Annotated in this window: 29 protein-coding genes; 28 read left to right on the top strand and 1 reads right to left on the bottom strand. The window is 62.6% G+C overall.

Features of this window, described 5'->3' with window-relative positions; genetic code table 11:
• A partial coding sequence (locus tag ACODRW_RS21905; protein WP_488906685.1) for a hypothetical protein occupies nucleotides 1-962 on the top strand: 962 nt, incomplete at its 5' end.
• Nucleotides 952-1437 (top strand): hypothetical protein, encoded by a 486-nt coding sequence (locus ACODRW_RS21900; protein ID WP_488906684.1) that lies wholly within the window; start codon nucleotides 952-954, stop codon nucleotides 1435-1437. The genes ACODRW_RS21905 and ACODRW_RS21900, both read left to right, overlap by 11 nt.
• A gap of 129 nt (nucleotides 1438-1566) precedes the next feature.
• Here the strand turns inward: ACODRW_RS21900 and ACODRW_RS21895 are convergent, their stop codons facing one another.
• A complete protein-coding gene (locus ACODRW_RS21895) occupies nucleotides 1567-1896 on the bottom strand; it encodes a hypothetical protein (protein ID WP_488906683.1) in 330 nt (109 codons plus the stop codon).
• Nucleotides 1897-3080: 1184 nt separating this feature from the next.
• Here ACODRW_RS21895 and fliQ point away from each other — a divergent pair.
• The 26 genes from fliQ (at nucleotide 3081) to ACODRW_RS21765 (ending at nucleotide 23150) form a co-directional block, all read left to right on the top strand.
• Nucleotides 3081-3347: a flagellar biosynthesis protein FliQ gene (fliQ, locus tag ACODRW_RS21890; protein WP_488878180.1), complete on the top strand. Its 267-nt coding sequence runs from the start codon at nucleotides 3081-3083 to the stop codon at nucleotides 3345-3347.
• Between the two features lie 11 nt (nucleotides 3348-3358).
• The gene (locus tag ACODRW_RS21885; RefSeq protein ID WP_488878179.1) at nucleotides 3359-4123 is read left to right on the top strand and encodes a flagellar biosynthetic protein FliR; all 765 of its coding nucleotides are present in this window, start codon (nucleotides 3359-3361) and stop codon (nucleotides 4121-4123) included.
• Nucleotides 4124-5185, top strand: a complete 1062-nt coding sequence (locus ACODRW_RS21880) for an EscU/YscU/HrcU family type III secretion system export apparatus switch protein (protein ID WP_486636605.1) — start codon at nucleotides 4124-4126, stop codon at nucleotides 5183-5185.
• A 37-nt stretch (nucleotides 5186-5222) separates the two neighbouring features.
• Entirely contained in the window at nucleotides 5223-7274 is a 2052-nt protein-coding gene (flhA, locus tag ACODRW_RS21875) for a flagellar biosynthesis protein FlhA (RefSeq protein WP_488906682.1), read from the top strand.
• Nucleotides 7275-7286: 12 nt separating this feature from the next.
• Complete coding sequence (locus ACODRW_RS21870) at nucleotides 7287-7967, top strand: flagellar hook-basal body protein (RefSeq protein WP_166451308.1); 681 nt, start codon at nucleotides 7287-7289, stop codon at nucleotides 7965-7967.
• Nucleotides 7968-7982: 15 nt separating this feature from the next.
• A complete protein-coding gene (gene flgG, locus ACODRW_RS21865) occupies nucleotides 7983-8762 on the top strand; it encodes a flagellar basal-body rod protein FlgG (protein ID WP_166451307.1) in 780 nt (259 codons plus the stop codon).
• Nucleotides 8762-9685 carry a flagellar basal body P-ring formation chaperone FlgA gene (flgA, locus tag ACODRW_RS21860; RefSeq protein WP_488906681.1) on the top strand — a complete coding sequence of 308 codons (924 nt, stop codon included), beginning with the start codon at nucleotides 8762-8764 and terminating at the stop codon, nucleotides 9683-9685. Before flgG ends, flgA begins: the two co-directional genes overlap by 1 nt.
• A gap of 30 nt (nucleotides 9686-9715) precedes the next feature.
• Nucleotides 9716-10840, top strand: a complete 1125-nt coding sequence (locus tag ACODRW_RS21855) for a flagellar basal body P-ring protein FlgI (protein ID WP_488906680.1) — start codon at nucleotides 9716-9718, stop codon at nucleotides 10838-10840.
• Nucleotides 10841-10854: 14 nt separating this feature from the next.
• Complete coding sequence (locus ACODRW_RS21850; protein WP_166451304.1) at nucleotides 10855-11196, top strand: flagellar basal body rod protein FlgB; 342 nt, start codon at nucleotides 10855-10857, stop codon at nucleotides 11194-11196.
• Entirely contained in the window at nucleotides 11197-11640 is a 444-nt protein-coding gene (locus ACODRW_RS21845; RefSeq protein ID WP_166451303.1) for a flagellar basal body rod protein FlgC, read from the top strand.
• Entirely contained in the window at nucleotides 11637-11915 is a 279-nt protein-coding gene (gene fliE, locus ACODRW_RS21840) for a flagellar hook-basal body complex protein FliE (RefSeq protein WP_235084201.1), read from the top strand. Before ACODRW_RS21845 ends, fliE begins: the two co-directional genes overlap by 4 nt.
• 180 nt (nucleotides 11916-12095) lie before the next feature.
• Entirely contained in the window at nucleotides 12096-13478 is a 1383-nt protein-coding gene (gene fliF, locus ACODRW_RS21835) for a flagellar basal-body MS-ring/collar protein FliF (RefSeq protein ID WP_488906679.1), read from the top strand.
• Complete coding sequence (locus ACODRW_RS21830; RefSeq protein WP_486636610.1) at nucleotides 13478-14017, top strand: hypothetical protein; 540 nt, start codon at nucleotides 13478-13480, stop codon at nucleotides 14015-14017. Before fliF ends, ACODRW_RS21830 begins: the two co-directional genes overlap by 1 nt.
• Nucleotides 14010-14693 (top strand): FliH/SctL family protein, encoded by a 684-nt coding sequence (locus ACODRW_RS21825; protein WP_486636611.1) that lies wholly within the window; start codon nucleotides 14010-14012, stop codon nucleotides 14691-14693. The genes ACODRW_RS21830 and ACODRW_RS21825 overlap by 8 nt, the downstream gene beginning before the upstream one ends.
• Complete coding sequence (locus ACODRW_RS21820; RefSeq protein WP_488906678.1) at nucleotides 14690-16012, top strand: FliI/YscN family ATPase; 1323 nt, start codon at nucleotides 14690-14692, stop codon at nucleotides 16010-16012. The genes ACODRW_RS21825 and ACODRW_RS21820 overlap by 4 nt, the downstream gene beginning before the upstream one ends.
• Nucleotides 16013-16450 (top strand): flagellar FliJ family protein, encoded by a 438-nt coding sequence (locus ACODRW_RS21815; protein WP_488906677.1) that lies wholly within the window; start codon nucleotides 16013-16015, stop codon nucleotides 16448-16450. It abuts the gene before it with no gap.
• Nucleotides 16447-17124, top strand: coding sequence for a hypothetical protein (locus ACODRW_RS21810; RefSeq protein WP_488906676.1), 678 nt, complete (start codon nucleotides 16447-16449; stop codon nucleotides 17122-17124). Before ACODRW_RS21815 ends, ACODRW_RS21810 begins: the two co-directional genes overlap by 4 nt.
• A gap of 2 nt (nucleotides 17125-17126) precedes the next feature.
• The gene (locus tag ACODRW_RS21805; RefSeq protein ID WP_166451295.1) at nucleotides 17127-17543 is read left to right on the top strand and encodes a flagellar hook assembly protein FlgD; all 417 of its coding nucleotides are present in this window, start codon (nucleotides 17127-17129) and stop codon (nucleotides 17541-17543) included.
• Nucleotides 17540-18733 (top strand): flagellar hook-basal body complex protein, encoded by a 1194-nt coding sequence (locus ACODRW_RS21800; RefSeq protein WP_253314305.1) that lies wholly within the window; start codon nucleotides 17540-17542, stop codon nucleotides 18731-18733. Before ACODRW_RS21805 ends, ACODRW_RS21800 begins: the two co-directional genes overlap by 4 nt.
• Nucleotides 18730-19515, top strand: a complete 786-nt coding sequence (locus ACODRW_RS21795) for a FliM/FliN family flagellar motor switch protein (protein ID WP_488906675.1) — start codon at nucleotides 18730-18732, stop codon at nucleotides 19513-19515. Before ACODRW_RS21800 ends, ACODRW_RS21795 begins: the two co-directional genes overlap by 4 nt.
• The gene (locus ACODRW_RS21790; protein WP_253314303.1) at nucleotides 19512-19829 is read left to right on the top strand and encodes a FliM/FliN family flagellar motor switch protein; all 318 of its coding nucleotides are present in this window, start codon (nucleotides 19512-19514) and stop codon (nucleotides 19827-19829) included. Before ACODRW_RS21795 ends, ACODRW_RS21790 begins: the two co-directional genes overlap by 4 nt.
• A gap of 5 nt (nucleotides 19830-19834) precedes the next feature.
• The gene (locus ACODRW_RS21785; RefSeq protein ID WP_488906674.1) at nucleotides 19835-20248 is read left to right on the top strand and encodes a flagellar biosynthetic protein FliO; all 414 of its coding nucleotides are present in this window, start codon (nucleotides 19835-19837) and stop codon (nucleotides 20246-20248) included.
• A 5-nt stretch (nucleotides 20249-20253) separates the two neighbouring features.
• Nucleotides 20254-20967 carry a flagellar type III secretion system pore protein FliP gene (gene fliP, locus ACODRW_RS21780; RefSeq protein WP_235084191.1) on the top strand — a complete coding sequence of 238 codons (714 nt, stop codon included), beginning with the start codon at nucleotides 20254-20256 and terminating at the stop codon, nucleotides 20965-20967.
• Nucleotides 20968-20973: 6 nt separating this feature from the next.
• Nucleotides 20974-21690 (top strand): sigma-70 family RNA polymerase sigma factor, encoded by a 717-nt coding sequence (locus ACODRW_RS21775; protein WP_253314301.1) that lies wholly within the window; start codon nucleotides 20974-20976, stop codon nucleotides 21688-21690.
• Between the two features lie 157 nt (nucleotides 21691-21847).
• Nucleotides 21848-22528 carry a flagellar basal body L-ring protein FlgH gene (locus ACODRW_RS21770; RefSeq protein WP_488906673.1) on the top strand — a complete coding sequence of 227 codons (681 nt, stop codon included), beginning with the start codon at nucleotides 21848-21850 and terminating at the stop codon, nucleotides 22526-22528.
• Between the two features lie 28 nt (nucleotides 22529-22556).
• Complete coding sequence (locus ACODRW_RS21765) at nucleotides 22557-23150, top strand: hypothetical protein (protein WP_488906672.1); 594 nt, start codon at nucleotides 22557-22559, stop codon at nucleotides 23148-23150.
• Nucleotides 23151-23166: the final 16 nt, after the last annotated feature.

Here is a 23166-nt window from a genome sequence, read left to right as displayed (position 1 = left end):
GCGCGATTGCGGCGGAATCCTTCGGCAGCGCGCTAGGAGACCAGGTGGTGAGCGGTATTCAGAAACGGGATGAGCAGCCCAAGCCTAAGCCAGAAGCAGAGCGCATGGCTCAAGCAATGGAGGAGATGCTGATCGAGGCCAAGCAAAGCCGCTACGACAAGCGTGGAGTGATGGTGGCGGATGCCAGCAAGTGGCAGCGCGGGCAAGAGGTGATGAGCGATGCCGGGTCGGGCTACTCGGTGGATGGCAATGAGGCCAGGTTGCCGACGGTGTCGGTGGTGGCGGAGAGGCCCCGATACGGTCTTGAAGCTCTGGGTTACAGGAGTGGTGCTGATACGGTCAGTGATTTGGGTAGTGCGTTGTGGAATGCCGGCTTGAATTTGGTAGAGGGCAGCGCTAACCTCTTTGGCGGCTTTGCCTTGCCGGGGGGCAGCGACTATGTCCCCTTCTTGGATTCATTCCGCTCAACTTATAAAGATGCTGAGTTTGGCCAGGTGATGGAGGTGGGAATCGGGTTGGGTGCCGGAGGCCTGGGGGGCATGCGGGCGGCAACCCGGGTAGGTAAAGAAGGGGTAGAAGTCCTGGGTGCGGTTAAGGCATATCGTGTTGAAGGAACCCCGAACCAGAGGTTTGTAATCAGTGAGTATGGGCAAGTTTCGTTAGTGCCTGGCAATAATTCAGTTGTTTGGTTGAATTTTGGTCAAGAAGGCCGAGCGACCCAGTATCTTCAGACTAAGATTGAGAAGGGGTTGCCAGGGGCAGAGTTGAAGTCGTTCGACGTTGATTTGAATTTGGTGAAAAAAATTCGTACAGAAGCAGTGCCAGAACGATTTGCTCGTCAATATCCAGACAAGCCAATTGTTAGTAGGGATCCATATCCTGATCAGTTTGGGTTGCCAAAGGCTTATTTTGATGAGCTGATGAAATCAATTAGTCAAGGAACCGGTAGAATTGGAAAATAAAGTTGAGCTTGAGAGAATTAAGTTAAGGAGTTCGCTTGATTCAATGCCAGCTAATCCATGGGAATTTAATGTTGACTTGGGTGCTGATCCTGAGGGGGCAATGGAAAAGTTGATGACTATAGTAAGTATGATCGCGGAGCAGTCAGTAAGAAATTGGCCATCTGATGATGAGTGGAAAGCAATGCTCCCTGATTGGCTAAAACGTGAAATACCAGAGCTTTCAAAGGAAGAAACAGATAAGTTACTTGCCATAACTCCTCAGCAAAACTGGGATTCTTTACCGTGGGAATTTTTATCTTGGCTTGATGCCATTCGTGATCGAGGATGGCGGTGGTGGGGATACCAACAGGACGAATCAATGGCAACGATTGTGCTGCATATAGCTATGTTTCCAGAGCGCATTGATGCTTTTAGAGAACTGCTTCGTGCTGTAGGTATGAGTATCACTGATGAGCGTTATATAGCGTTACCCTAGCAAGTAGGGTGGGCAAGCCAAAAGGCTTGCCCGCGCGGCACCTTGGCAACACGACCTTTGGCAGCGCCGTAACTTATAAGCCCAAGCCTCCCCAAAGCCCCTTCCCGGGGCTTTGGTCGTTTATAAGGCTCAAGCCAGTTCCTGCATCTGCATCGTGGTTTGCTGCAAGCGGTGGGCGAAGGGTTCCAGCAGGCAATACACCTGCTCGCATTCCAGCGTGTCTAGCTTGGATTGCTCCAGCATTGCCGCCAGCGCCGACAAGGCGGTGCTGACTTGATTGAATTCCAGGCTGATTAGATGAAGGTTGTGATCGAAGTGTTCGCAGTACTCGTCGAGTTGCCGCAATAGCGGGTCAATCGGGTGGAGCGTGGCATCCTGCTGACGCAAGCTTTTCAGTTGGAAAAGCAAAGTGGAGAGAGAAGGGATGTGCTGGGAATGAGCATGAACGGGGCTAGTCATGACGACTCCTTACTGAGCGTTAAACCTGCCCCCTTAGCTGCCAAGCGTGGAGACAGGCGCGTGGCAGGGTTGGCAGACCGGCAGTAAGGACCCGGCGCGTGCAAGCACGCCCCCACCACGGCCAGCCTTAGCGTAAGACTTACCCTGTGGTGTGCAACGGACGTAAAAATGCCGCGTGCGGCGGCTGTCCGCCTTACTGGTTCGAGCTGCCAAGCCCGGTGCTGAGTCACAGCACGGCCGGATTATCACGTGCTTGCGGCGGGGAGGCAAGGGGCTTGCGTCGTGCCAGACCCTAGCGCGTGTCCGCGTGGCTTGCGGCGGGGATGGCGTAACGGAGCTGCTCTTTGCGCCTTGCTGTATCCTTCTTTACTTCTGGCGATGGACGGCTTCGCCACCGCGTTTCAACCAGATCCGTGTGGCGTTTTGAAGAGCTTGTCGGGAGCCCCTCGTTTGGCGGCCACAGGGGGTTTGTGTCTGTTCCTTGTCTGTTCTTCCCTGTCTGCTGGCTGCCCTCTATTAAGTGGGCGGCCATCGTTTTACTCTTGTTTCCCCTGGTTTCATGCCTGCCGTACTGTCCGGCCACGCTTAGGCGCTGCCGCAGTCGGCATGAGGGTGCGCTTTCTCCTTCTTGCTGCGTTACTACCGGGTTGAGAAGTTTCTGCAATATCTGTCAAGGCGCCGGAGGTGGTGTGAAGGGGATGCTTTGCTCTCTGCCTTGCCTGGTATTTGTAAGAATCTATTCAAAGTCTGTTGCGTTTCGTCAGACTTTGCACGGTGAGTACAGCATTCGAAATGCTCATATAGCGCTTGTGCAGTCCGCTTTCTCAGCGGTTTTCTCCTCATCTCACTCTTGTCCGCGAGATTTTGAACAGGTTCTAAGCCGCTGTGCGCTTGAATGGTTGCCGTTATGTCGCGGTTTAATCTTGGCGGCGGCTTTGCATGGCGTGATTTTTACTGCTGATAAAGAAGCTGAACTCATGATCACAGCGGCTGAAAATGGCTGAAATTTTGAATTTGTACTTAAAAATCATGTATTTAAATTGAGTTTTCTGTGTTTGTAAATATTGTTATGGTATGTTGTAAAAAAGTATGAATATCGTTAATATCCGTATCATTTGTGCGGTTTGGTTGTTTTTGCGTTGATTGCGCATCAAAAACCAGGCCGCCGCATGAGGGCGGGTGGAATGACGGGCGATCAATCACTGCAGTTGATGTCGCAAATGATGTGGATGGCCTTGGCCATTGCCGGCCCTGTGCTGTTGTTCAGCCTGGTGGTGGGCATCGTGGTTAGCGTGATCCAGGTAGTGACCCAGATCCAGGATGCCTCTTTGGCTTTCGTGCCCAAGTTGCTGGCGGTATTCGCGGCCCTGCTGTTGTTTGGCCCGTGGATGCTGAAGTCGCTGGTGAACTACGCCGCGGGCGTGATCGGCAGTATCCCGTCCTTGTTCTGAAACGCTTCTCAATGTCTTTTCCCCTGGATTTGGCCTGGCTATACGCCTCTTTTTTGCTGTCGCTGCGTTTGGCACCGGTCTTGTTGCTAACGCCGGTGATAGGCGCGGCCAATGTGCCCGGGGTGGTGCGCGGCTTGCTGGGTTTGAGCCTGGCGGCGCTGATGACGTACGGCCTGGGGTTGAGGCTGGCTTTGCCCGCCAATGGCTGGGTGCTGGCCGGGCAGGCTTTGACCGAGTTGTTCATCGGCGCTGTGCTTGGTTTTGGCGTGCAGTGCGCGTTTGGCGCGCTGGCGTTTGCGGGACGTTTGTTGGACACCCAGATCGGCTTTGGCTTGTCGGGCGTGATCAATCCGTTGACGAAGCAATCCGGCGCGGCCATGGGCCTGGCGTTCGAGCTGCTGGCGGTGGCTTACGTCTATGCGGTGAACGGGCACCACATGTTGTTGCAGGCGATGGTTTTCCTACTGGAGGCCCTGCCGGTGGGCGAGCCGGTCAGCCTGATGCTGGCGGAGCGGGCGCTGGGGCAGTTTGGCGTGCTGTTTGCGTTGGCGCTTTCATTGGCGGCGCCGCTGCTGATCGCCTTGTTCGCCATTGATGTGGGCGTGGCGCTGATTTCCCGCTCCATGCCTCAGTTCAATGCCTTCGTGATGGCCATGCCGGTGAAGGTGGGTGTGGGTCTGGCGGTGCTGGCGGTGATCTTGCCGCGTTTGGGCGGTTTTTTTGAACGCTGGTTTGCCTCGATATTGAATTATCTGGCGAGCTTCCAGGGGAGCTAGGTGGCGGAGCAAGAGCAGGACCGGTCGGAAGAGGCGACGCCGCATAAGCGCGAGGAGGCTCGCAAGAAGGGGTCGGTGGCGCGCAGTCAGGATGTCTTGGGCGTGGTGTCGGCCCTGACCCTGTTGCTGGCGCTAATGGCCTTGGGTCCGGGCATGGCGCGGCATTGTCTTGGCCTGTTCTCTCTGTTGTTGTCGCATGCGGGGGAGTGGTCGTTTGCGCAGCAGGCCTTGTCGGTGTGGATGCGGCAATTGGCGCTGGAGTTGTTTCAGACCCTGCTTCCCTTATGGCTGTTGTTGGCGCTGACGGCGGGCGTGGCCGGAGCCGCTCAGGTGGGGCTGCTGTTCTCCACGGAGCCCTTGAAGCCGGATTGGCAGAAGCTCAATCCGATGGAGGGTTTAAAGCGCTTGTTCACCTTGAGATCCGTGTTTGAGGCGGCGAAGTCCAGCATCAAGTTTCTGGCTTTCTCTCTGGTGCTGTACTGGATCATCCGGGAGATGCTGCCGGACTGGCTGTTGTTGACCGGCGCGGGGCCGGGCCGGGTGGCTGCGGCCACCGGCAACGCCCTGCTGCAAGTGCTGCGTTATATGGCCTTGGTCATGCTGTTGGCGGCGGTGGTGGATTGGCTGTTTGTGAAGCGCACGCTCAGCAAGAAGCTGCGGATGTCCAAGCGCGAGGTGAAGGAAGAGTACAAGCGGCGCGAAGGCGACCCGCGGATCAAGTCCAAGCTGAAGGAAATCCGCCAGCAGTTTTTGCAAAAGACGCGCGCCGCGTCGCGGGTGCCTGAGGCGGATGTGCTGGTGGTGAACCCCCGCCATCTGGCGCTGGCGATCCAGTATCAGCGCGGCAAGATGGCGGCGCCGATGCTGCTGGCCAAGGGGGCCGGCGAGATGGCTTTGAAGATGAAAGAGACCGCCAGGCGGCATGGCGTGCCGATTCTGGAGAACCGGCCGTTGGCGCGCGGTTTGTTTCGCGATGTGGATGTGGATGAATGGATTCCCGATGCTTATTTCAGCGATGTGGCCAAGGCGCTGGTTTGGGCGTTTCGGGTCAAGAAGGGCTGAACCGCCGGAGACAGGCGGTGTTGCGATGGCGTTTTAGATGAGTAGCTTGCTCAAGTTGTTCAAAGAAGGGGCGAACGTGTCGATCATCCTGCTGATGGTCGGCATTTTGTTCGTCTTGTTCACTCCGGTTTCGGCCCGAGTGCTGGATGCGCTGTTGCTGGGCAATTTCAGTTTGGCGCTGTTTGTGCTGTTGCTGACCTTCTATGTGCGCAAGCCGGTGGATTTTTCCACCTTCCCGTCGGTGTTGCTGATCGCCACTTTGCTGCGTCTGGCGCTGAACGTGTCCGCCACCCGGCTGATCCTGTCCGACGGCGACGCCGGCCGGGTGATCGGCGCCATTGGTTCCTATGTGGTGGGCGGCAACTATGTGATCGGGGTGATCGTGTTCCTGATCCTGGTGGTGGTGCAATACGTGGTGGTGACCAGCGGCGCGCAGCGGGTGGCTGAGGTGGCGGCGCGGTTTACGCTGGACAGCATGCCCGGTCAGCAGATGAGCATCGACGCCGATCTGAACATGGGCTTCATCGATCAGACGGAGGCGCAGCGTAGACGCAAGGAGCTGGAGAAAGAGGCGGGCTTCTATGGCGCGATGGACGGCGCCAGCAAGTTCGTCAAGGGCGACGCCATCGCCGGCATCATCATCATGCTGATCAATATCGTGGGCGGTTTCGCGGTGGGCGTGGCCCAGCACGGTATGCCGTGGCAGGAGGCCTTGCAGACTTACACCTTGCTGACCATTGGCGACGGCATCGTGACCCAGGTGCCGGCGCTGGTGATTTCGGTGGGCACCGGCATCATCATCACGCGCTCGGCGTCGGACGACAGGCTGAGCAGCGAGGTGCTGGGCCAGTTCACCGCCTATCCCAATATTTTGCTGATGGTGGCGGGCGCGTTGGGGCTGGCCGCGTTGCTGCCCGGCTTGCCGGCCTTGCCTGCCTTGATGCTGGCCGCTTTGTTCGCCGGCGGCGGCCTGGCGCTGCGCCGTTTGCGGGGCGGCGCCGAAGACGGCGGCCTGGTGGATGAGGCCGCCGCGGAGACGGAGGCGGTCGACGCCTCGCTGTACGACGAACTGAGGGTGGATCTGTTGTCCATCGAGCTGGCGCCGGATCTGATGCCGCTGATGGGGCAGGACGGCAGCCTGCTGTTGGAGCGCATCGCTCTATTCCGCAAGCAATACATGCTGGATTCCGGTCTGGTGCTGCCCAAGGTGAAGGTGAGGGAAAGCAAGAGCTTGCGCGACGGCGCTTACCAGATCCGTTTGCAGGGCGACAAGGCGGGCGAGGGGCGTTTGGAGCCCGGCGCCTGGCTGGCGATCCATCCCGGCGGCGAGCGCGGCAAGCTGGAAGGCACGCCCACTACCGATCCCGCCTACAACCTGCCCGCCATCTGGATTCAGGACGCGCAGCGGCCGCGCGCGCGCGAGCTGGGCTACACCGTGGTGGACGCCGCCACGGTGTTCATGACGCATTTTTCCGAAATTGTGAAGCGACACTCCGCGGACTTGCTGACCCGCGAGGAAGTGGAGCGCCTGGCGCAGCATTTGCGCCAAACCCAGGCCAGCCTGTTGGACGAGCTGCTGCCCAATGTGATGACGCTCAGCGAAATCCAGAAGGTGCTGCAGGCCTTGTTGCAGGAGAAGGTGTCTATCCGGCGCATGGACACGATTCTGGAGGTGCTGGTGGACGCGGCGCGCGCCAGCAAGGACGTGGACGAATTGACCACGCGCGTGCGTCAGCGTCTGGGCAGCGTGATTTGCGCGCCGCTGCTGGATGGCGACGGCGCTTTGCACGTGATCACCTTGGACGGCGGCATCGAGCAAACCTTGTACGACGGCTTGCGCCGCAGCGAGGGCGGCGCCGCTTCGCTGGCGCTGGACCCGCGGTTTGCCGAGCAACTGCTGAAGAAGATGTTGGCCGAGTCCGAAAGGATGGCCGGCGCCAATCATATGCCGGTGCTGTTGTGCGCGCCGGAGGTGCGCGCCAATTTGCGCAAGCTGACCGCGCGGATGATGCCGCACCTGCATGTGCTGGCCTTGAACGAAGTGCCGCCGGGCGTGGGTTTGAAGGCCTTCGCCGCAGTGACGTTTTGACGGAGGGCTCGGATGAGCGAGTTATTGAACGCGATGGCGGCTTCGATGCAAGCCGATATGAACCGGGTCAACACCGTGGCCCACAACATCGCCAACAGCAATACGACGGGTTACAAGCGCTTGTTCACCCTGGGCGGGGACGTCCAGGCCGGCGCGCTGGCGGATGGGCGGCAAGGCGCGATGAGCCGTACGGGTTCCGATTTGGATCTGGCGATAGAGGGTCCCGGTTATTTCTCCGCGCAGGATAACGGCGGTGCTTACCTCAGCCGCGGCGGCGCGTTGCGGCTGGACAGCCGAGGCAGGCTGGTGCTGGCCCAATCCGGCATGCCGCTGGAGGGGGAGCAGGGGGAGATCTTTCTGCAGCCGGGCGCTTTTCGCGTGGCTGACGATGGTCAGGTTTTCCAGAAGGAGCTGGCGGTGGCTCGCATCAAGCTGGTTTACCCGGCCAAGGACGCGCGGCTGGAGGCCGCCGGCAACGGCTTGTACCGGGTCAGCGGAGCCATGGTCGATCCCAAGGACTTGGGCGGCCCGGGCCGTTTGCGACAGGGTTTTCTGGAAATGTCCAATGTGAACTCCACGCGGGAAATGGTGGAGTTGATGGAGGCGACCCGCCATTTCGAATCGGTGCAGAAGGCGGTGCAAGGCATGGACGCGGTGTGGGACAAGGCGCTGCGCAGCTTGGGCGAGTTTTAAGACGAGGACGGAATCGTGATTGATGCATTGTATGTGGGCGCCACCGGCATGGCGGCGCAGCAAGGCGGTTTGGAGGCGGTGGCCAATAATCTGGCCAATATGAACACGCCGGCTTACAAGCGTTCGCAAGCGGTGTTCGAGGATCTGGTCTACCGCGAATCCGCGCGGCAGACGCCGGCTCAGGGCGAAACCGCCGGCGCGGCCTATTTGGGCCTGGGCACGCGGCTGAGCGCGGTGGAAAAAGTGTTCAGCCAGGGGGATTTGCGGCCGTCGGAGTCGGAGTTCGACGTTGCGCTCAATGGCGAGGGTTTTGTCGCCGTCGGCAACCCGGACGGCAGCCAGCTGTTCAGCCGCTTGGGTTCGTTGCGGGTGGGCGAGGACGGTTTGTTGCAGCTGCGCAGCGGCCAGCCGCTGGAGCCCGCCATTACGCTGCCGCGAGACGCCCGCGGCCTGCGGGTGGCCGAGGACGGCCGGGTTTCCGCGTTGACCGAGGACGGCAAGACGCTGGACGTCGGCCGGATCGAGCTGGCCATGTTCAATAATCCGGCCGGGCTCAAGCCGGTGGGAGAGGGCCTGTATCAGGCGACCGAGCAGTCCGGCGCCGCGCAGATGGGGCTGGCCGGGGAAGAGGGGCGCGGCAAGTTGGCGCAGAAATACCTGGAAGGCTCCAATGTGAAGATGGCGGACGAACTGGTCAGCATGATGCTGGCCCAGCGCGCGTTTGAAGCCAATTCCCGCATTATCCAGGCCGCGGACGAGATGCAGTCCATCGTCAACAATTTGCGGCGCGGCTGATGAAGCGAGCCGCGCTGCTGGCGGTGTGGGCGGCGTCGATTCCGGCTCAGCCGCTCACGGCACGGAGCACGCTTGAAGTGGAGGGCCGCAGCGTCAACCTGGCTCAGGCGTTGGAGGGGGAGGTTCCCGCCGCGTTGCGGCGCGCGCTGGAGGCGCGGCCGCTGGCCACCGGCCTGAAGGCCGGAGAAACCCGGACGCTGGGGCGCGCGCAGTTGTTGAGCGCGTGGCGGATGGCGCTGGGAGTGGAGGCGGAGCGCTGGCCGGTACGGTTGCCCGAGCGGCTGACGGTTACGCGCGCGGGCGGAGAACCGGCGGCGCCTGCGCTGGCCAAGGAGGCGGAGCAGGCTTTGCGCGCCGGGTTGGCCGGCGAGTGCGAGCGTTTGGAGCTTCAGCCTGAGCGGAACGAGATCAAAGCGCAGCTGCCGGCTCAAGGCGTCCGCCTAGCGGCGCGTTTGCCCGCCGCGCCCGCTCTGGCGAGACGGATGGCGGTGTGGCTGGATGTGTTCGAAGGGCTTGAGTTGTACGGCAGTTGGCCGGTTTGGTTTCAGGTGAGTTGTTTGCGGCCGGTGTATCGCGCCAGCCGGGCGGTGGCGAAAGGCGAAGCCTTGTCCGCGGCCAATGCCGAGCAAACGCTGGCGGACTGGACGGAAGCAAGGCCGCTGTCCTCTTTGCAGGGCATGGCCGCCGCCAGGGACCTGGCAGCGGGAACGGTGCTGCGGCTGGCGGACGCCAGGCCGGCGGCGCGGGTGCGCAAGGGAGAGCGGGTGTTGGCTCGTTTGAGCAGCGGGGCGATCCGTTTGGAAGTGGGCGCGGAAGCCTTGGGCGACGGTGCCATCGGGCAGCTGGTTTACGTCAGACGGGAGCGGGATCAATCCGTGTTCAAGGCCATCGTCGTGGCTGACGGCGTGGTGGATGTGTTGTGACAACAGGCGGCCTGGCAGGGTCGAGCGGAAATGAATAAGAGAACATGGTGCTTGCGGGTGTTGCAAGGCGGTGCGTTGCTGGCGCTGACCGTTGCGCTGGCCCAGGCAGGCGAGCGTATCAAGGACTTGGGCCGCTTCAATGGCTGGCGTGATAACCAGTTGATCGGCTATGGCCTGGTGACGGGCCTGGCGGGGAGCGGCGACAGCGCGCGCAGCCAGATGACCCAGCAATCGCTGGCCAACCTGCTCAAGCAGTTCGAGCTCAATCTAGGGCCGGACCAGGTCAATAGCCGCAACGCGGCGGCGGTGATGGTCACCGCCAATATGCCGCCCTTGCTGGAGCCCGGCGCGCGAGTGGACGTCACCGTGACGTCCATCGGCGATGCCCGCAGCTTATTGGGCGGCAGTTTGCTGCAGACGCCGCTGAAGGGCGGCGATGGCCAGGTCTACGTGCTGGCGCAGGGGGCGCTGTCGGTTGGCGGCTACCGTTACGACAGCAATGGCAACCGGGTGCAGAAAAACCATCCCACGGTAGGACAGATTCCCGCCGGCGGCATTGTGGAGCAGGCTGTGGCCACCCGTTTCATCCGCAACGGCATGGCCGAATTTCTGCTGTCCGCGCCGGACTTCACCACGGCCGAGCGCATTGCGCGGGCGATCAATCAGAAGCTGGGCGGCAATCTCGCCAGCCCGCTGGGGGCCGGCAAGGTGGGGATTCGGGTGGACGCGGCCTCGGCGGCGGGCACGACCAGCCTTTTGAGCCGGATCGAAGCGATCGAGGTGACGCCGGACGACCGCGCGCGGGTGGTGGTGAACGAACGCACCGGCACTGTGGTGGCGGGCGGCAATGTGATGCTCTCCGCCGTCACCGTGGTACATGGCGACTTGAAAATATCGGTGGAAACCGATTATCTGGTGTCGCAACCGCCTTCGCTGTTTGGCTCCGCGCGCAACGTGCGGACAACGGTGGTGCCGCAGACCCGCGTCGCGGTCCAGGAAAAGCCCTTGCCGGGGATCAGCCTGAAAGGCAATTCCACCATCGCCGATCTGGTTGCGGCGCTCAATCGCATTCAAGCCAGTCCGCGCGACGTGATCGCGGTGTTGCAGGCGGTCAGAACCGCCGGCGCGCTGCGCGCGGAGCTGGTCATTCAATAAGGGAGGAAGGGGCAATGCAAATCGCTTCGCTTGGCGAAACCGTCTCGCGCTCACTGGACGGCCTGGTGCTGCGGCAGCAGGTCATCGCGCAGAACATCGCGAATCTCAATACCCCCGGTTATACGCCGCTGCGCGTGGACTTCGAATCCGCCTTGCAAGGCGCGGAGGGCGCCGGGCCGCGCATTCTGCCGGATCGGCGTCCCGCGATTGCTCCCGGAGCGGCGGGTTCCGCCGCGGAGTTGAGCCACCAGGTGTCGCAGCTGGCGGATACCACGCTGCGTTACCAGACCCTGATCAAGGGCATCAATAAGCAACTGGCCATCATGCAGTTGGCGATTTCGGACGGGAGGCGCTAAGTGGCCGGGCTTTGGGAGTCGCTGGCGATCAGCCAGAGCGGCATGGACGTGGAGCAGCTGCGGGCGGAAGTGGCCGCGCGCAATATCGCCAACGCCAATGTGGCGGCGGCGCCGGGCGCGCCGCTGGCCAAGCCCTTGCGAGTGATGACCCAGCCGGTGGGCGCGCAGTTTGGCCAGGCGCTGGCGCGGGCGGAGGCCGGCTTGCCTCCGCCTGGGGGCATCCGCGCCGTGGTGGTGGAGTCCGACGCGCCGGCCCGCAAGGTGTTGGAGCCGTCCAGCCCCCTGGCCGACGCGCAAGGCTATGTGCAATACGCCGGCGTGAACACTTTGGAAGAGATGTTTGCGCTGACCATGGCGGTTCGGTCTTATGAAGCGAACGTGACCGCGTTCAACGCGGGGCGCTCGATGATGCAGAAGGCGCTGGAAATTGGAGGCAAACAATGATTGAGGCCATTGCCGGCAGCGCGCTGGCGGATTCTCTGTCCGTCGCGACGGCCAAGCCCTTGGCGCCGACCGGATTTGAAAAAGTGCTGACCCAACTGGAGAAGTCCGAAAACAGCCTGGGCGGCTTGCTCAACGACGTGGCGACCGGCCAGGCGGGCAGCTTGCACCAGGTGATGTTGCGGATGGAGGAGACCCGCATGCAGTTCGAACTGTTCATGCAGGCGCGCAACAAGGTGTTGGACGCTTATCAGGAAGTGATGAGGATGCAGGTGTGACGAGCGGTTTAGGACCGATACGATCTGCTGCGCGTCGTCTTAACGTTGCGCGGTGAATACATCTTCGGAGTGTTCATTGATTTGATGGCAACTCCGCTTCCTCTGCTGTTTTCGCCTGGTCTCGCTCAAGTTCGCGAGATTGTAAACAGCGATATGGATATTTGATTGGATAGGCGAGAGATGGTCGATTTTTTCAAGGCGCTGTGGCAGCGCTCTTCGGGCGCGGGGCGCGCCCTCCTGGTGGCGGGCGCGCTGGCGGCGGTGGCGTTGCCGGCCGGTGCGTTCTGGTGGTCCGGGCGCGTTGATTACCAGGTGTTGTTTGCCGATCTGGACGCGCGCGACGCGGCCAGCGTGGTGGCTGCGCTGGAAAAGCAGAAAACGCCCTATCAGCTGACGGATGAAGGCAAGACCGTCCAGGTGGAAAAGGATTTGTTGTACAAGACCCGGATGAAGCTGCTGGGCGGCGGCCTGGACCTGAAGAGCTCGGTGGGCTTCGAGCTGTTCAACAATGCGGAGTTCGGCGTGACCGAGTTTGCGCAAAAGATCAATTATCTGCGCGCGCTGCAGGGCGAATTGGCGCGCACCATCATGGGCTTCGACGAAGTTCAGAATGCGCGCGTTCACCTGGTGTTGCCGGAGGGCGGAATGTTGCGCAAGCGCGGCGCCAAGGCCAAGTCTTCGGTCTGGGTGACGCTGAAAGGCGGCAAGAGCCTGCAGCAGGAGCAGGTCAGCGGCATCCAGCGGCTGGTCGCGGCTTCGGTGCCGGACCTTGACGCCGCCGCGGTGACGGTGCTGGACCAGCGCGGCGTGGCCTTGTCGGCGCGCGCGCAGGACGAAGAAGGCGTGGCGGGCATAGATGCCGGCTTGCAGTTGAAAAAGGAAACCGAAGCTTATTTGGCCGACAAAGTGAGCCGCATTCTGGATACGGCGCTTGGGCAGAACCAGGCGGCGGTCAGCGTGGATGTGGCCTTGGATCTCTCCTCGCACAAGCTGACGCGCGAGTCGGTGATCGGCGATGGTTCGGACAAGGGCATCCTGGTTCGCCGGAAAGAGCAATGGCAGGACGGCGATGCTTCGCGGCTGGCGCCGTCGTCGGCCGGGGGCAATAAATCCCTGGACGCGGAATACCAGGTTGGCCGCGAGTTGCGGCAGACCAGCAGCGGCGGCGGGGCGGTCAAGCATATCAGCGTCGGCATCGTGACCAATACCAGCTTGTCCGACGCCACGGTGGAGCGGCTGCGCGAAGTGATCTCCATGGCGGTGGGACTGGATAGCGGCCGCGGCGACGGCATCGCTTTTTCCGTGATGGACAATGTGACCCCAGTGGCGGCGACGCAGGCGGCGGAGGCCGTGCCGGCTTCGCCCGCCCGCCAAAAAGAGCAAGGCGTCGGCGAATGGGTCTTGTGGGGCGGCGCGGCCATACTGTTGGCGCTGGGCTTGATCGGCGGCGGTTTGCTGCGACGCAGAACGACTGAGCGCACGCTGACGGAGTCCGAGCGCGAACGCTTGCTGCGGCAGGTGCAGCGCTGGCTGGCGGCGGAGCAGGCCGGAGGCGGCAAGTGATGGGGCAGGAGGGTTTGCGAGCCGCCTTGGCGGTGTCCGCGCTGCGGCCCGAAGAGCGGACTTGGCTCGAATCCCGGTTGACGGAGGAGGAGCGCGTTTTGCTCGGCCAGGCGCTGGAGCAATTGGACGATAGGCCGTTGACCGAACAGGCGGATGAACTGGAGCCGCCGGCGTCTTCTGCCGGCGCGGATCTGTTGAACCGCGGCGCGGAGCCCTTGCTGGAGGTTCTGCTGGCCGAGCCGGTGTGGATGCTGGCGGCGCTTGGGCATGCGCTGGGCGCGGAGCAGCGCGGCAAGCTTCTGAACGCGGCTCAGGATGCGGAAGCCTGGCGCGGGCGCATTGACAGCCTGCGCCGTGAGTGGTCCGGCGGAGAGACGCAAGCGGCGCCGGCTTTGCGTGAAGCCATGCGGGAGCGCTTGCAAGCGTTGACGGCGGCGGTGCCGGAGCGGCCTTCGGTGCGTTCGGCCGGCATGGAGCAGGCTCCGACCGGCTTGGGTTTGAGGCTGCGGGCCTGGTTGGGGAGGCTGCGCCATGAGTGAGATCCTCCGTAATCCCGGCATTCGAGAAAGCGCGGATTCGGCCGCCGCCCCTGAGCGGCCGCGTGCGGATTCGGCGCCTTCCCAGGCGGCTCGGCAGCCGGCGCTAGAAGAGATCCAGGCCATGCGCGAGCGCGCGATGGCGGAAATCGACGCCGCGCGCGCCAAATGCCAGGCCGAGTGCGAAGAGCTGCGCGCCGCGGCGCGCCAGAAAGGGTATCGAGAGGGCATGGCGCAGGCCGAGGCCGAATCGCTCCGTGTGCGCGAGGCGCTGGGCGCTCAGGGCAAGGCCTTGCTGGCCGCCTTGGGCGGCGTCCGCGAAGCGGTGCATGAGGAGGTGGAGCGCATGCTGTCGCCGCTGCTGCTGGAAGCGCTGGCGCGCATGATAGGCGAGATGCCGCTGTCCGCCGAACTGGCGCGTTCCTGCGTGCGTAACGCCTTGAGCGAGGCGGCGGGACGCGAACCGGTGCGAGTGCGCCTCCATCCGGCCGATGCGGCCTTGCTTGCGGGCGACGATGCGGCGTTGAGCGAGGCGGGCCGCGAGGTGAGCGTGGTGGCGGACGCCAGTCTGGACGGGGGCGGCTGCATCGTTGAAACCCTGCATGGCGATATCGACGCACGCATGACCACGCAGATGGAGCGTTTGCGCCGGAGCCTGCAAGAGGCCAGAGCGCGATGACGCCCGGACTTGAGCAATTGCGAGCGGCGATCCACGCCTCCGATCTGGTGGAACGCGTGGGCTACGTCAGCCGTAAAGTCGGTCTGTTGGTGGAGTCTTGCGGACCCGCCGGCATTGGCTTGGGCGATCTGTGCCATATCGAGCTGGCCGGCGACAGACCGGCGGTGTTGGCCGAAGTGGCCGGCCTGGATCGGGACCGCTTGCAGTTGCTGCCCTACGGCCCGGTGGACGGCCTGCTGCTGGGCGCCCGAGTGGTGTCCGCCGGGCATGCGTTTTCGGTGCCGGTGGGCGATGCGCTGCTGGGGCGGGTGGTGGATGCGTTTTGCCGGCCGCTGGACGGTAAGGGAGAGATCGAGTTTGCCGGGCGAAGGCCGGTGCGCAGCGCGCCGATTCCGGCGTTGGGCCGCAGCCGGATCAACCGGGTGATGGAAACCGGCGTCCGGGCGATAGACAGCATGCTGACCATAGGCTACGGGCAGCGGCTTTCCATCATGGCGGGCAGCGGCGTGGGCAAAAGCACGCTGCTGGGCATGCTGGTTCGCAATTGCGCGGCCGACGTGGTGGTGGTGGGCCTGATTGGCGAGCGCGGCCGCGAAGTGCTGGAGTTTATCGAGGAAAGCCTGGGCGAGTCCGGGCTGGCGCGTTCGGTGCTGGTGGTCGCCACCGCCGACGAGCCCGCGCTAGTGCGCGAGGCGGCGGCCTTGAGCGCGGTGACGGTGGCCGAGCATTTTCGCGATCAGGGCCGCTCGGTGTTGTTGATCGTGGATTCGCTGACCCGTTATGCGATGGCCCGCCGGGAAGTGGGCCTGGCCATTGGCGAACCAGCCACCTCGCGCGGTTACACCCCGTCGGTGTTCTCCGAGCTGGCCGGCATGCTGGAGCGCTGCGGCACGCGCAAGGAGGGCGGCTCGATCACCGGCTTGTTCACCGTTCTGGTGGAGGGCGACGATATTCACGATCCGGTGGCCGATAGCGTCCGCGGCATTGTGGACGGCCACATCGTGCTGTCGCGCGAACTGGCCAATACCGGACATTTTCCGGCGATCGACGTGTTGGGCAGCGTCAGCCGTCTGTCGTCGGCGTTGGCCTCGGAGGACGAGCAAGACGTTATGAAGGCTTGCCGCAAAACGCTGAGCGTGCTGGCGGCGAGCAAGGACTTGCTGGAGTTGGGCGCCTATCGTCCTGGCGGCAATCCGGAGCTGGATCAGGCTTTGGAGCGCAAAAGCGGCTTGGAGGCTTTTTTGCAACAGGATACTCGGCAGCGCGAGGGCAGAGCGGCGGCGCTGACGAGTTTGGCCGCTGTGCTGCAAGGAGGCTAAATGACGGGTTTTCCTTACCGCCTGGAACCCTTGCTGGGCTTTCGCCAGTCATCATTGCAACTGGCGCGTCAGGCCTTGTCGGCGGTCGAGAGCCGTCTGGAGGGCGCTCGTCAGATTCTGAGTCGGGCGCAGGAGGACATGCGCGTTTGCGAACAGGCCTTGGGCGTGTTGGCGGGCAACCCGCCCCTGTATTTGTCCGCCTTGAATTTCTTGCGGGAGCAGCGGCTGCGCTGCCAAGCGCTGTCGCAGGACGTGAGCGAGGCAGAGCGGGATTGGGCGCAGGCGCGGGCCGTTTTGCAGCATGCGCGCACGGAACTGAGGCAGGTGGAAAAACATAAAGAGCGTCATCGGCTGGCCGCGCGCGAGCGGGAGCAACGCAAAGTGTTCCGCGAGCAGGACGAGGCTTGGCTGCAACGCCGCAGGCAAGGAGGCGCATGAGCGTCATCGTGTTGGATGGAGAGCCGGGCGGCGCGCCGGCGCGTTCGCGGCGCGAGGCGCCGGAGCCGCAGGCGGGCCGGCAATGGCAAAGACAGCTGGAGGCCGAACTGGCCAAGCACAGCGTGTGCAGGGCGATACGGCTGGGCGATGGGATGGACGCGAGCGCCGAATTGGCGGTCGAGGGCCGGCCAGGCTCCTTGCCAAATGAGGCCGAAGCCTTGCCTTGGATCGCCCCGCGCGGCGCCGAACCGGCCCCGAAGGGCCTACGCGCCGTGGACGCGGGAACGCCGGTCGCGATGGAGAGCTTAGGCTTGAAGGCGGTGGCGAAGGCGAGGGCAGAGGGTGGACAGGCGGCGCCGGTAAGGCCGGCGGCGGACGGCGGGGACAGCGCGGAAGCGCCGCTCGCCACGGAGGCGGCCTTGGACGCCGAGACGGCGGCGACGCTGAGAACTTGGTTGAAGCCCTGCAAGATTACGGTCTTCGCCGATCAGGGCGCAGTGCGGGTCTGGGTGAGGGATGCCAGGCTTGACGCCGGAGAAGCCGAGGCTCTGGGGCAACGGCTGGCTCGTCAGCTCCGGGACAAGGGAGGGCGGCTGGCGATGCTGGCCGTCAACGGCGCGGTGGTCTTCCAGGAAAACGCCGCAGGCGGCTTGCCTATTTTGAAACAGGGGTGAACATGGCAACTACAGGTTTGGGCATTTCGAGCGGCGGCAGCGTTGCGCAGACGAGGGGAATCACCCAGCAGGATTTTCTGCGGATTCTCTCCACGCAACTGACTTTCCAGGATCCGCTGAAGCCTATCGACAATCAGCAATTCATGGCGCAGATGGCGCAGTTCTCCTCCTTGGAGCAGACGAGGATGTCCAATGAAAAGCTGGATACCCTGCTGGCGCAGCAAGCGGCCAATCAGTCCTTGGGGCTGATCGGCAAGACGGTGGAGGTGGCGACGGCGAGCGGCAACGTGCCGGGCCAGGTCACCACTATTTCCTTTGCCGGCGGCCAGCCCATGCTGACGGTGAAGTCCGCCAGCGGCGAACTGATGACCGGCGTGTCGCTGACCCAGGTGGCGCTGGTGCGCGGGAGCGCGACATGATCGATACCATGTTCGTCGGCTTGAGCGGGCTGCGCACCTTCCAGAAAGGCTTGTCCAATATCGGCAATAACGTTGCCAATCTGAACACGCCGGGCTTCAAGCGCACTTCGCTGCAATTCACCGACATGATGTACCAGTACGACACCCAGGGCGGCAATGGCGGTCAGCACGGCGTGGGCGTGAAGATAGGTTCCACGGTGACGGATTTCTCCTCCGGTGAGCTGCAAGCGTCGGCCAACCCTTTGGATGTCTCGGTGGACGGCGCCGGTTTCCTGGTTTCCAAGAACGGAAACCAGCTCAATTACAGCCGGGTGGGACAGTTTGAACTGGATCTGGACGGCGTGCTGAGTTCTCGGCAAGACAAATCGCGAATCCAGATGCTGGGGCCCAACAAGGAGTTGCAGGACTTCTCCATCGGCGCCTTGCGCAACCAGGCCGCCAAGCCGACCTCCACCATCAAGTTTGCGGACAACCTGTCCACCGGCGCGACCAACAGCAGCGTCGAAACCACGGTGTTCGACAAGGACGGGGTTGCGCGGCAGTTGAAGATCAGCTTCACCGGCACCGGCACGCCCCGCAATTGGAAGGTGGAGGTTCAGGACAAAGTGGCCTTGAGCACGCTGGGGAGCGGCGAGATTCGTTTTGACCCGGACGGCTCGCCGTCCTTTGGCTACAACCAGGTCTCGGTCCGTTTGAACACGCCCAGCAGCGGAGGCGGCATTCTGAAACTGTTCTTCGGCGAACCGGGCTCCATCTCGGACACCACCAGCCTGTCCGGCGGCACCTCGTCCACCATCCGCGTGGCCAGCCAGGACGGCTATGCGTCGGGCGCGTTGACCAAGCTGAGTTTCGATCAGGACGGCAAGGCGCAGATCAGTTACTCCAATGGGCAAACCGCGGTCGCAGGCAAGCTGGCGCTGGCCTGGTTCGCCCAGCCGGATCAGCAGTTGGAGCGCATTGGTTCCGGCTACTACCGCGCGCGTCCGGGACAGACGGCCGAGTACGGGGCGGCGGGCAGCGGCGTTTTCGGCAAGGTCGCGGCAGGCAAGGTGGAGCTGTCCAATGTGGAGCTGTCCGCCGAATTCAGCGACATGATGATCACGCAGCGCGGCTATCAGGCGGCGTCCCAACTGATTTCCGCCGCCAATGAAATGATGCAGCAGGCTCTGCAGATGAAGGGGGGGCGATGAGCGTTGCCCTGCCGTATCGCCTGTACGCCGGCGCGGAGCTGGCGCAAATCGAGTCGCGCTTGCGCGAGCGGTGCTCGTATTGGCTGCGGGATTGGTCAATTGCGGAGGGCGAAGTCGACCTAAGGCTGCGCCCGGTCGCCTTGTCGGATCTGGCCGGCTTGGCGTGGCTGGATGGCGGCGAAGCGCTGCCGGCGATGGCGAACGATGCGGAAGCGGATGGTTTTTTCTCTGCCTTATGCCTTGGCGTGAAAAAAAGCCGCGCTGCGCTGGACGCGTCGAGCCTGGCCGGCCCGGTGCTGGACGCCGCCCGTCTGGCCTTGGGCCGTCAGCTGACCGCAGGAGACGACGCTAGCCTTTACCGGGACAAAGCGGTGAGCGCGGCGGAGTTGTCGCCCCTGTATTCCGTGCTTGGCGCGCTGTGTCTGCAACTGAGCGCGGCGGGCCAGACATTGGCTGTGCTCTTGTCGCCGGAGCAGGCCGCGGGCTTGTTGCCGGCCAGGGCGCAGCCAGCGGCGTTGGAGCCGCTGAAGTTGAGGGATTTGCCGCTGGAACAGCTAGTGGAGCTGGAAGTGCGCGCCGCGCCGGCACGCCTGTCCTTGGCGGACCTGGAGTCCTTGCAAGCAGGGGATGTGCTTCGGCTGGATCAGAAGGCGGATGGATTATTTGAGCTTTGCCTGCCTGACGGCATGGCTTTAGGACGGGCGAAGTACGGTGTGGATCAGGGACGTCTGGCGGTGAAAGTCGTCCGACCGGCGCGGCCCATCAAAAAGAGTGAAACATGAGCAAGGAAGTTGAAATTTTCAATCCAGCCCCTTTGGACGCCAAGGCGGATGCGGCGGCGCAGGGTTTGCTGGGGGGCCGTCTTGAATTGCTGAAAGACGTGGAAGTTCGGTTGGATACCCGGATTGGCCGCTGCCAATTGAGCATCGCCGCACTGGACGCGCTGAAGGAGGGCGAGGTGCTGGCCCTGGACAAGACGCCGGGGGACCCGGTGGAGATCCTGCTGGGCGGTCAGGTGGTCGCGCGCGGCGCCCTGGTGGTGGCGGGCGACCATCTTGGCGTCCGCATCGAGCAGGTGGCGCGTTTTTCCGCGTGAACGGCATGGTGAAGATGAAATACGCGTTTGCCCTGATAGTGTGCGTCCAAGGCGCGAGCGCGCTTGCCGGTGTGTGCGCAAGCGGGACTTCCGCGCCTGCTTGCGCGGTTTCGGCATCCGAGCCGGCGCGGGCTCCGCTGCAGTTTCGTCGTGATCCGCCGGCAAGCAGCGGCGGTCTGCTTGGCCCTTATGAAATATTGGGCGGTTTGGCGCTGATCGGCGCTGCGGCGTGTTGGTGGCGATTGCGTCGTCCGCGCCTTGGCCAAGCAGGGACCGGCGCGGATAGTCTGCGGGTGGTGGATAAATGCCGCTTGTCCGCCAAATCAACGGTGTATGTGGTCCAGCACCGCGACCGTGAAATCATGTTGGCGGAAAGCGAGCATGGCGTCACGGTGCTCAGGGATGAGTCCAGAGCATGAGAAAAATGCAGCAATGGATTTGGGCGCTTTGCTGGCTGCCCCTGGCGGCCAACGCCCAAACGCAAATGGTGGACGTGGCGCTGAACGGCGCAGGCGTCAGTCAGGCGGTCAACATCGTGCTGGCGTTGACCTTGGTGGCCTTGCTGCCGGGCATGATGGTGGCGATGACTTCGTTTACCCGCATCGTGATCGTGCTGTCCATGTTGCGGCACGCGATGGGCATGCAGGAAACCCCGCCCAATGTGGTGTTGATCATGCTGGCCGCGTTCCTGACCTTGCTGTCCATGGGGCCCACCTTCGAGAAGCTGGATCAGCAGGTGGTGACGCCCTTGTACCAGCAACGTTTGCCGGCTTCGTCCGCTCTGCGGCAAGGAGGGGTCATCATGAAGGAATACATGATAGGCCGGACTCGCGAGCAGGATATGAGCTTTGTGCTGAGCAGCGCGGGCAAGGACATGCCCGACAATGCCGAATCCATCAGTCTGGTGCATGTGGTGCCTGCCTTTCTGTTGAGCGAACTTAGGCTGGCCTTCCAAATCGGTTTCGTGATCTTCCTGCCTTTCCTTCTAGTGGACATCATCGTTTCCAGCGTTTTGATGGCGATGGGGATGATGATGGTGCCTCCGGTTTCCATCGCTTTGCCGATCAAGGTGCTGATGTTTGTATTGATCGACGGTTGGACGCTGGTGGCCAGGGCGGTGTTGTCCGGCGGCTCATGATCCGCGATGCCGGCTCTGAATTCGTCCTTGGATGCTGAGGCGCGCGATGTGCTCCAAGCCGCCGCCGCCTCAGCCGAAGCCCGAGCCGCATTGGTGGAGGCTCATCAGCCCTTGGTGCGCATTCTGGCGGCGCGGATTTATGCGCGGCGGGTGGGGGACAGTTACGAGTTTCACGATGTGTTCCATTGGGGGGTGATAGGGCTGCTGGAGGCGATTGACCGTTATCGTCCCGAATGCGGCGTGGCGTTCAAGACCTATGCCGAATATCGGATTAGGGGGGCGATCTTGGATCAGCTGGCGCGAACGTCGGAAGTGGCGAGCCAAGCGTCCGCGCGCCGGAAAGCCTTGCAGGAGCGGGTTGAGGCAATGGAGCCGGATGCGGCGGAACCCTTCGATATTTTGCGGGAGCTGTCGGTGGGGCTGGCCATCGGTTTCATGCTGGAGGACAGCGGGATGTATTTGGCCGAGCCGGAACCGGCGTCCGAGGATCTGGCCTACCGTTCGCTGGAGTTGAAGGAAACGAAGCGGGACTTGTTGGCCGGCTTGAGCGGGGTGCCGGACAAAGCGCAAAAAGTGCTGCGACTGCACTATCTGAACGGGGTGCCGTTTTCCGAGATCGCTCAGCTGATAGGGCTGAGCAAGGGGCGGGTTTCGCAGTTGCACAAGGAAGGCTTGGCCGCCTTGCGCGCCAGCCTGTCTTCGGCGAAAGAGAGGGAGGCCTGAAAAGATGCGTGAGGCGCCTAAACTTTTCCGCCGCGGACGAGATAAGACTGTTACAGGCGTGTGCTGTCGAGCGGTAGAGACGAGCCCTTGGTTTCGCTTGCTGCGGATGGACTGCCGTCCAATTGAAAGACCGATTATGTCTTGTTGTGCCAGAATAATGTTGTTGTTTACCGTCTTGTCCGCGCTGGGCGGATGTGTAGCAACGCCCAAGCCATTGGTTTCCGGACCGACCAGCGCGGATCCCGCGCCTGTTCCCATGGCGCAGACCACCCCCGGCAGTCTGTATCAGCCTGGCCGTTATCGTTCCTATTTCCGCGACGATGTGCCGTCCCGCGTTGGCGACAGCCTGACGGTGGTGATTCAGGAGCGCGCCAGTTCCAGCTTGTCCGAAGAGGCCAGAGGCAGCCGGGATACTCGGCTAGGCAACGAGATCGGAGTGGAAATGGACGCTCCCGCAATCAACCGGATGTTTGGCTGGTCCCCGGGAAAGAAGTCCTTGTCCGGCGAACTGAGCGCCTCCGGCGGCGAGAAGATGGATGGCCGAGGCAGCCGCAACAACAGCAGCAGTTTTACCAGTTCCATCTCAGTGACTGTGGTGGGGATTCTGGCGAACGGATATTTGCGGGTGAGCGGGGAGAAGCAGGTCCAGATAAACGAGGATAGCGAGCAGATCCGGCTGTCCGGAACAGTCAATCCTCGCGACATCCTGCCTGGCAACCTAGTGTCCTCCACCAAGGTCACGGATGTTCGATTGGAGCAGCAGACCGCCGGTAATCAGAGCTTGTTCGCCAAGCCCGGCTGGCTGACTCGTTTTTTCATGAGCGTGCTGCCGTTCTGATGCGGCGATGTGTTGAAATGGAGTACTAATGGATTACGCGGTATTGGATCAGGAAGAGCTTTTTCAGTTGGCTTTGCAAGCGATGGAAAGCCAGCAACATGCGGAAGCGGTGGCGCTGCTGAAGCAGGGGGTGAGAAACGATGGCGAAGATGCCCGCCTGCGTTACTTGCTGGGAGCGGAGTATGCGCAGATCGGCTTGTTTGACCGCGCTGTGGTCGAAATGGAGCAGGCGGTGGCTTTGCAGCCGGGGCTGGTGATGGCGGTTTTCCAGTTGGGCCTGTTGCATCTGACCCAGGGGCAGCCGGACCGGGCCGAGCAAGCGTGGCAAGGGCTGGGCGAGTTGGCGGAGGATCATCCGCTGCAACTGTTTCGCCAAGGCCTGCTGCATCTGATCCGGGATGAGTTTGCCGATTGCAGGGAGTATTTGACGCGAGGCATCGCGGCCAACCAGGCCGCGCCCATGCTGAACGAGGACATGCGGCGGATTCTGGCGCAGATCGATGCCCAGCAGGGCGCCGGCTCTGAGGCGCCGATGGTGGAGGCCGAGCCGGCCGCGGGCGCCTCGGCAGGCAACTTGCTGCTGCGAGGGTACGCCTCCAGCGGAGACGATAAGCTACATTGATGCGGGTGTTTGGCTG

It is taken from the genome of Chromobacterium sp. FG89 (assembly GCF_057808735.1).
This window is presented reverse-complemented; position numbering and strand designations above follow the sequence as displayed.

What these genes read in the sequence shown, in the direction of transcription:
- ACODRW_RS21825 (WP_486636611.1), top strand. Translation starts at nt 14,010, where the DNA reads ATGAGTGAGATCCTCCGTAATCCCGGCATTCGAGAAAGCGCGGATTCG.
- ACODRW_RS21800 (WP_253314305.1), top strand. Translation starts at nt 17,540, where the DNA reads ATGATCGATACCATGTTCGTCGGCTTGAGCGGGCTGCGCACCTTCCAG.
- ACODRW_RS21805 (WP_166451295.1), top strand. Translation starts at nt 17,127, where the DNA reads ATGGCAACTACAGGTTTGGGCATTTCGAGCGGCGGCAGCGTTGCGCAG.
- fliP (WP_235084191.1), top strand. Translation starts at nt 20,254, where the DNA reads ATGCAGCAATGGATTTGGGCGCTTTGCTGGCTGCCCCTGGCGGCCAAC.
- ACODRW_RS21775 (WP_253314301.1), top strand. Translation starts at nt 20,974, where the DNA reads ATGCCGGCTCTGAATTCGTCCTTGGATGCTGAGGCGCGCGATGTGCTC.
- ACODRW_RS21830 (WP_486636610.1), top strand. Translation starts at nt 13,478, where the DNA reads ATGGGGCAGGAGGGTTTGCGAGCCGCCTTGGCGGTGTCCGCGCTGCGG.
- flgA (WP_488906681.1), top strand. Translation starts at nt 8,762, where the DNA reads ATGAAGCGAGCCGCGCTGCTGGCGGTGTGGGCGGCGTCGATTCCGGCT.
- ACODRW_RS21785 (WP_488906674.1), top strand. Translation starts at nt 19,835, where the DNA reads ATGGTGAAGATGAAATACGCGTTTGCCCTGATAGTGTGCGTCCAAGGC.
- ACODRW_RS21790 (WP_253314303.1), top strand. Translation starts at nt 19,512, where the DNA reads ATGAGCAAGGAAGTTGAAATTTTCAATCCAGCCCCTTTGGACGCCAAG.
- flhA (WP_488906682.1), top strand. Translation starts at nt 5,223, where the DNA reads ATGAGTAGCTTGCTCAAGTTGTTCAAAGAAGGGGCGAACGTGTCGATC.
- ACODRW_RS21810 (WP_488906676.1), top strand. Translation starts at nt 16,447, where the DNA reads ATGAGCGTCATCGTGTTGGATGGAGAGCCGGGCGGCGCGCCGGCGCGT.
- ACODRW_RS21770 (WP_488906673.1), top strand. Translation starts at nt 21,848, where the DNA reads ATGTTGTTGTTTACCGTCTTGTCCGCGCTGGGCGGATGTGTAGCAACG.
- ACODRW_RS21820 (WP_488906678.1), top strand. Translation starts at nt 14,690, where the DNA reads ATGACGCCCGGACTTGAGCAATTGCGAGCGGCGATCCACGCCTCCGAT.
- ACODRW_RS21765 (WP_488906672.1), top strand. Translation starts at nt 22,557, where the DNA reads ATGGATTACGCGGTATTGGATCAGGAAGAGCTTTTTCAGTTGGCTTTG.
- ACODRW_RS21795 (WP_488906675.1), top strand. Translation starts at nt 18,730, where the DNA reads ATGAGCGTTGCCCTGCCGTATCGCCTGTACGCCGGCGCGGAGCTGGCG.
- ACODRW_RS21870 (WP_166451308.1), top strand. Translation starts at nt 7,287, where the DNA reads ATGAGCGAGTTATTGAACGCGATGGCGGCTTCGATGCAAGCCGATATG.
- fliF (WP_488906679.1), top strand. Translation starts at nt 12,096, where the DNA reads ATGGTCGATTTTTTCAAGGCGCTGTGGCAGCGCTCTTCGGGCGCGGGG.
- ACODRW_RS21815 (WP_488906677.1), top strand. Translation starts at nt 16,013, where the DNA reads ATGACGGGTTTTCCTTACCGCCTGGAACCCTTGCTGGGCTTTCGCCAG.
- ACODRW_RS21895 (WP_488906683.1), bottom strand. Translation starts at nt 1,896, where the DNA reads ATGACTAGCCCCGTTCATGCTCATTCCCAGCACATCCCTTCTCTCTCC.
- ACODRW_RS21850 (WP_166451304.1), top strand. Translation starts at nt 10,855, where the DNA reads ATGCAAATCGCTTCGCTTGGCGAAACCGTCTCGCGCTCACTGGACGGC.
- ACODRW_RS21855 (WP_488906680.1), top strand. Translation starts at nt 9,716, where the DNA reads ATGAATAAGAGAACATGGTGCTTGCGGGTGTTGCAAGGCGGTGCGTTG.
- ACODRW_RS21885 (WP_488878179.1), top strand. Translation starts at nt 3,359, where the DNA reads ATGTCTTTTCCCCTGGATTTGGCCTGGCTATACGCCTCTTTTTTGCTG.
- fliQ (WP_488878180.1), top strand. Translation starts at nt 3,081, where the DNA reads ATGACGGGCGATCAATCACTGCAGTTGATGTCGCAAATGATGTGGATG.
- fliE (WP_235084201.1), top strand. Translation starts at nt 11,637, where the DNA reads ATGATTGAGGCCATTGCCGGCAGCGCGCTGGCGGATTCTCTGTCCGTC.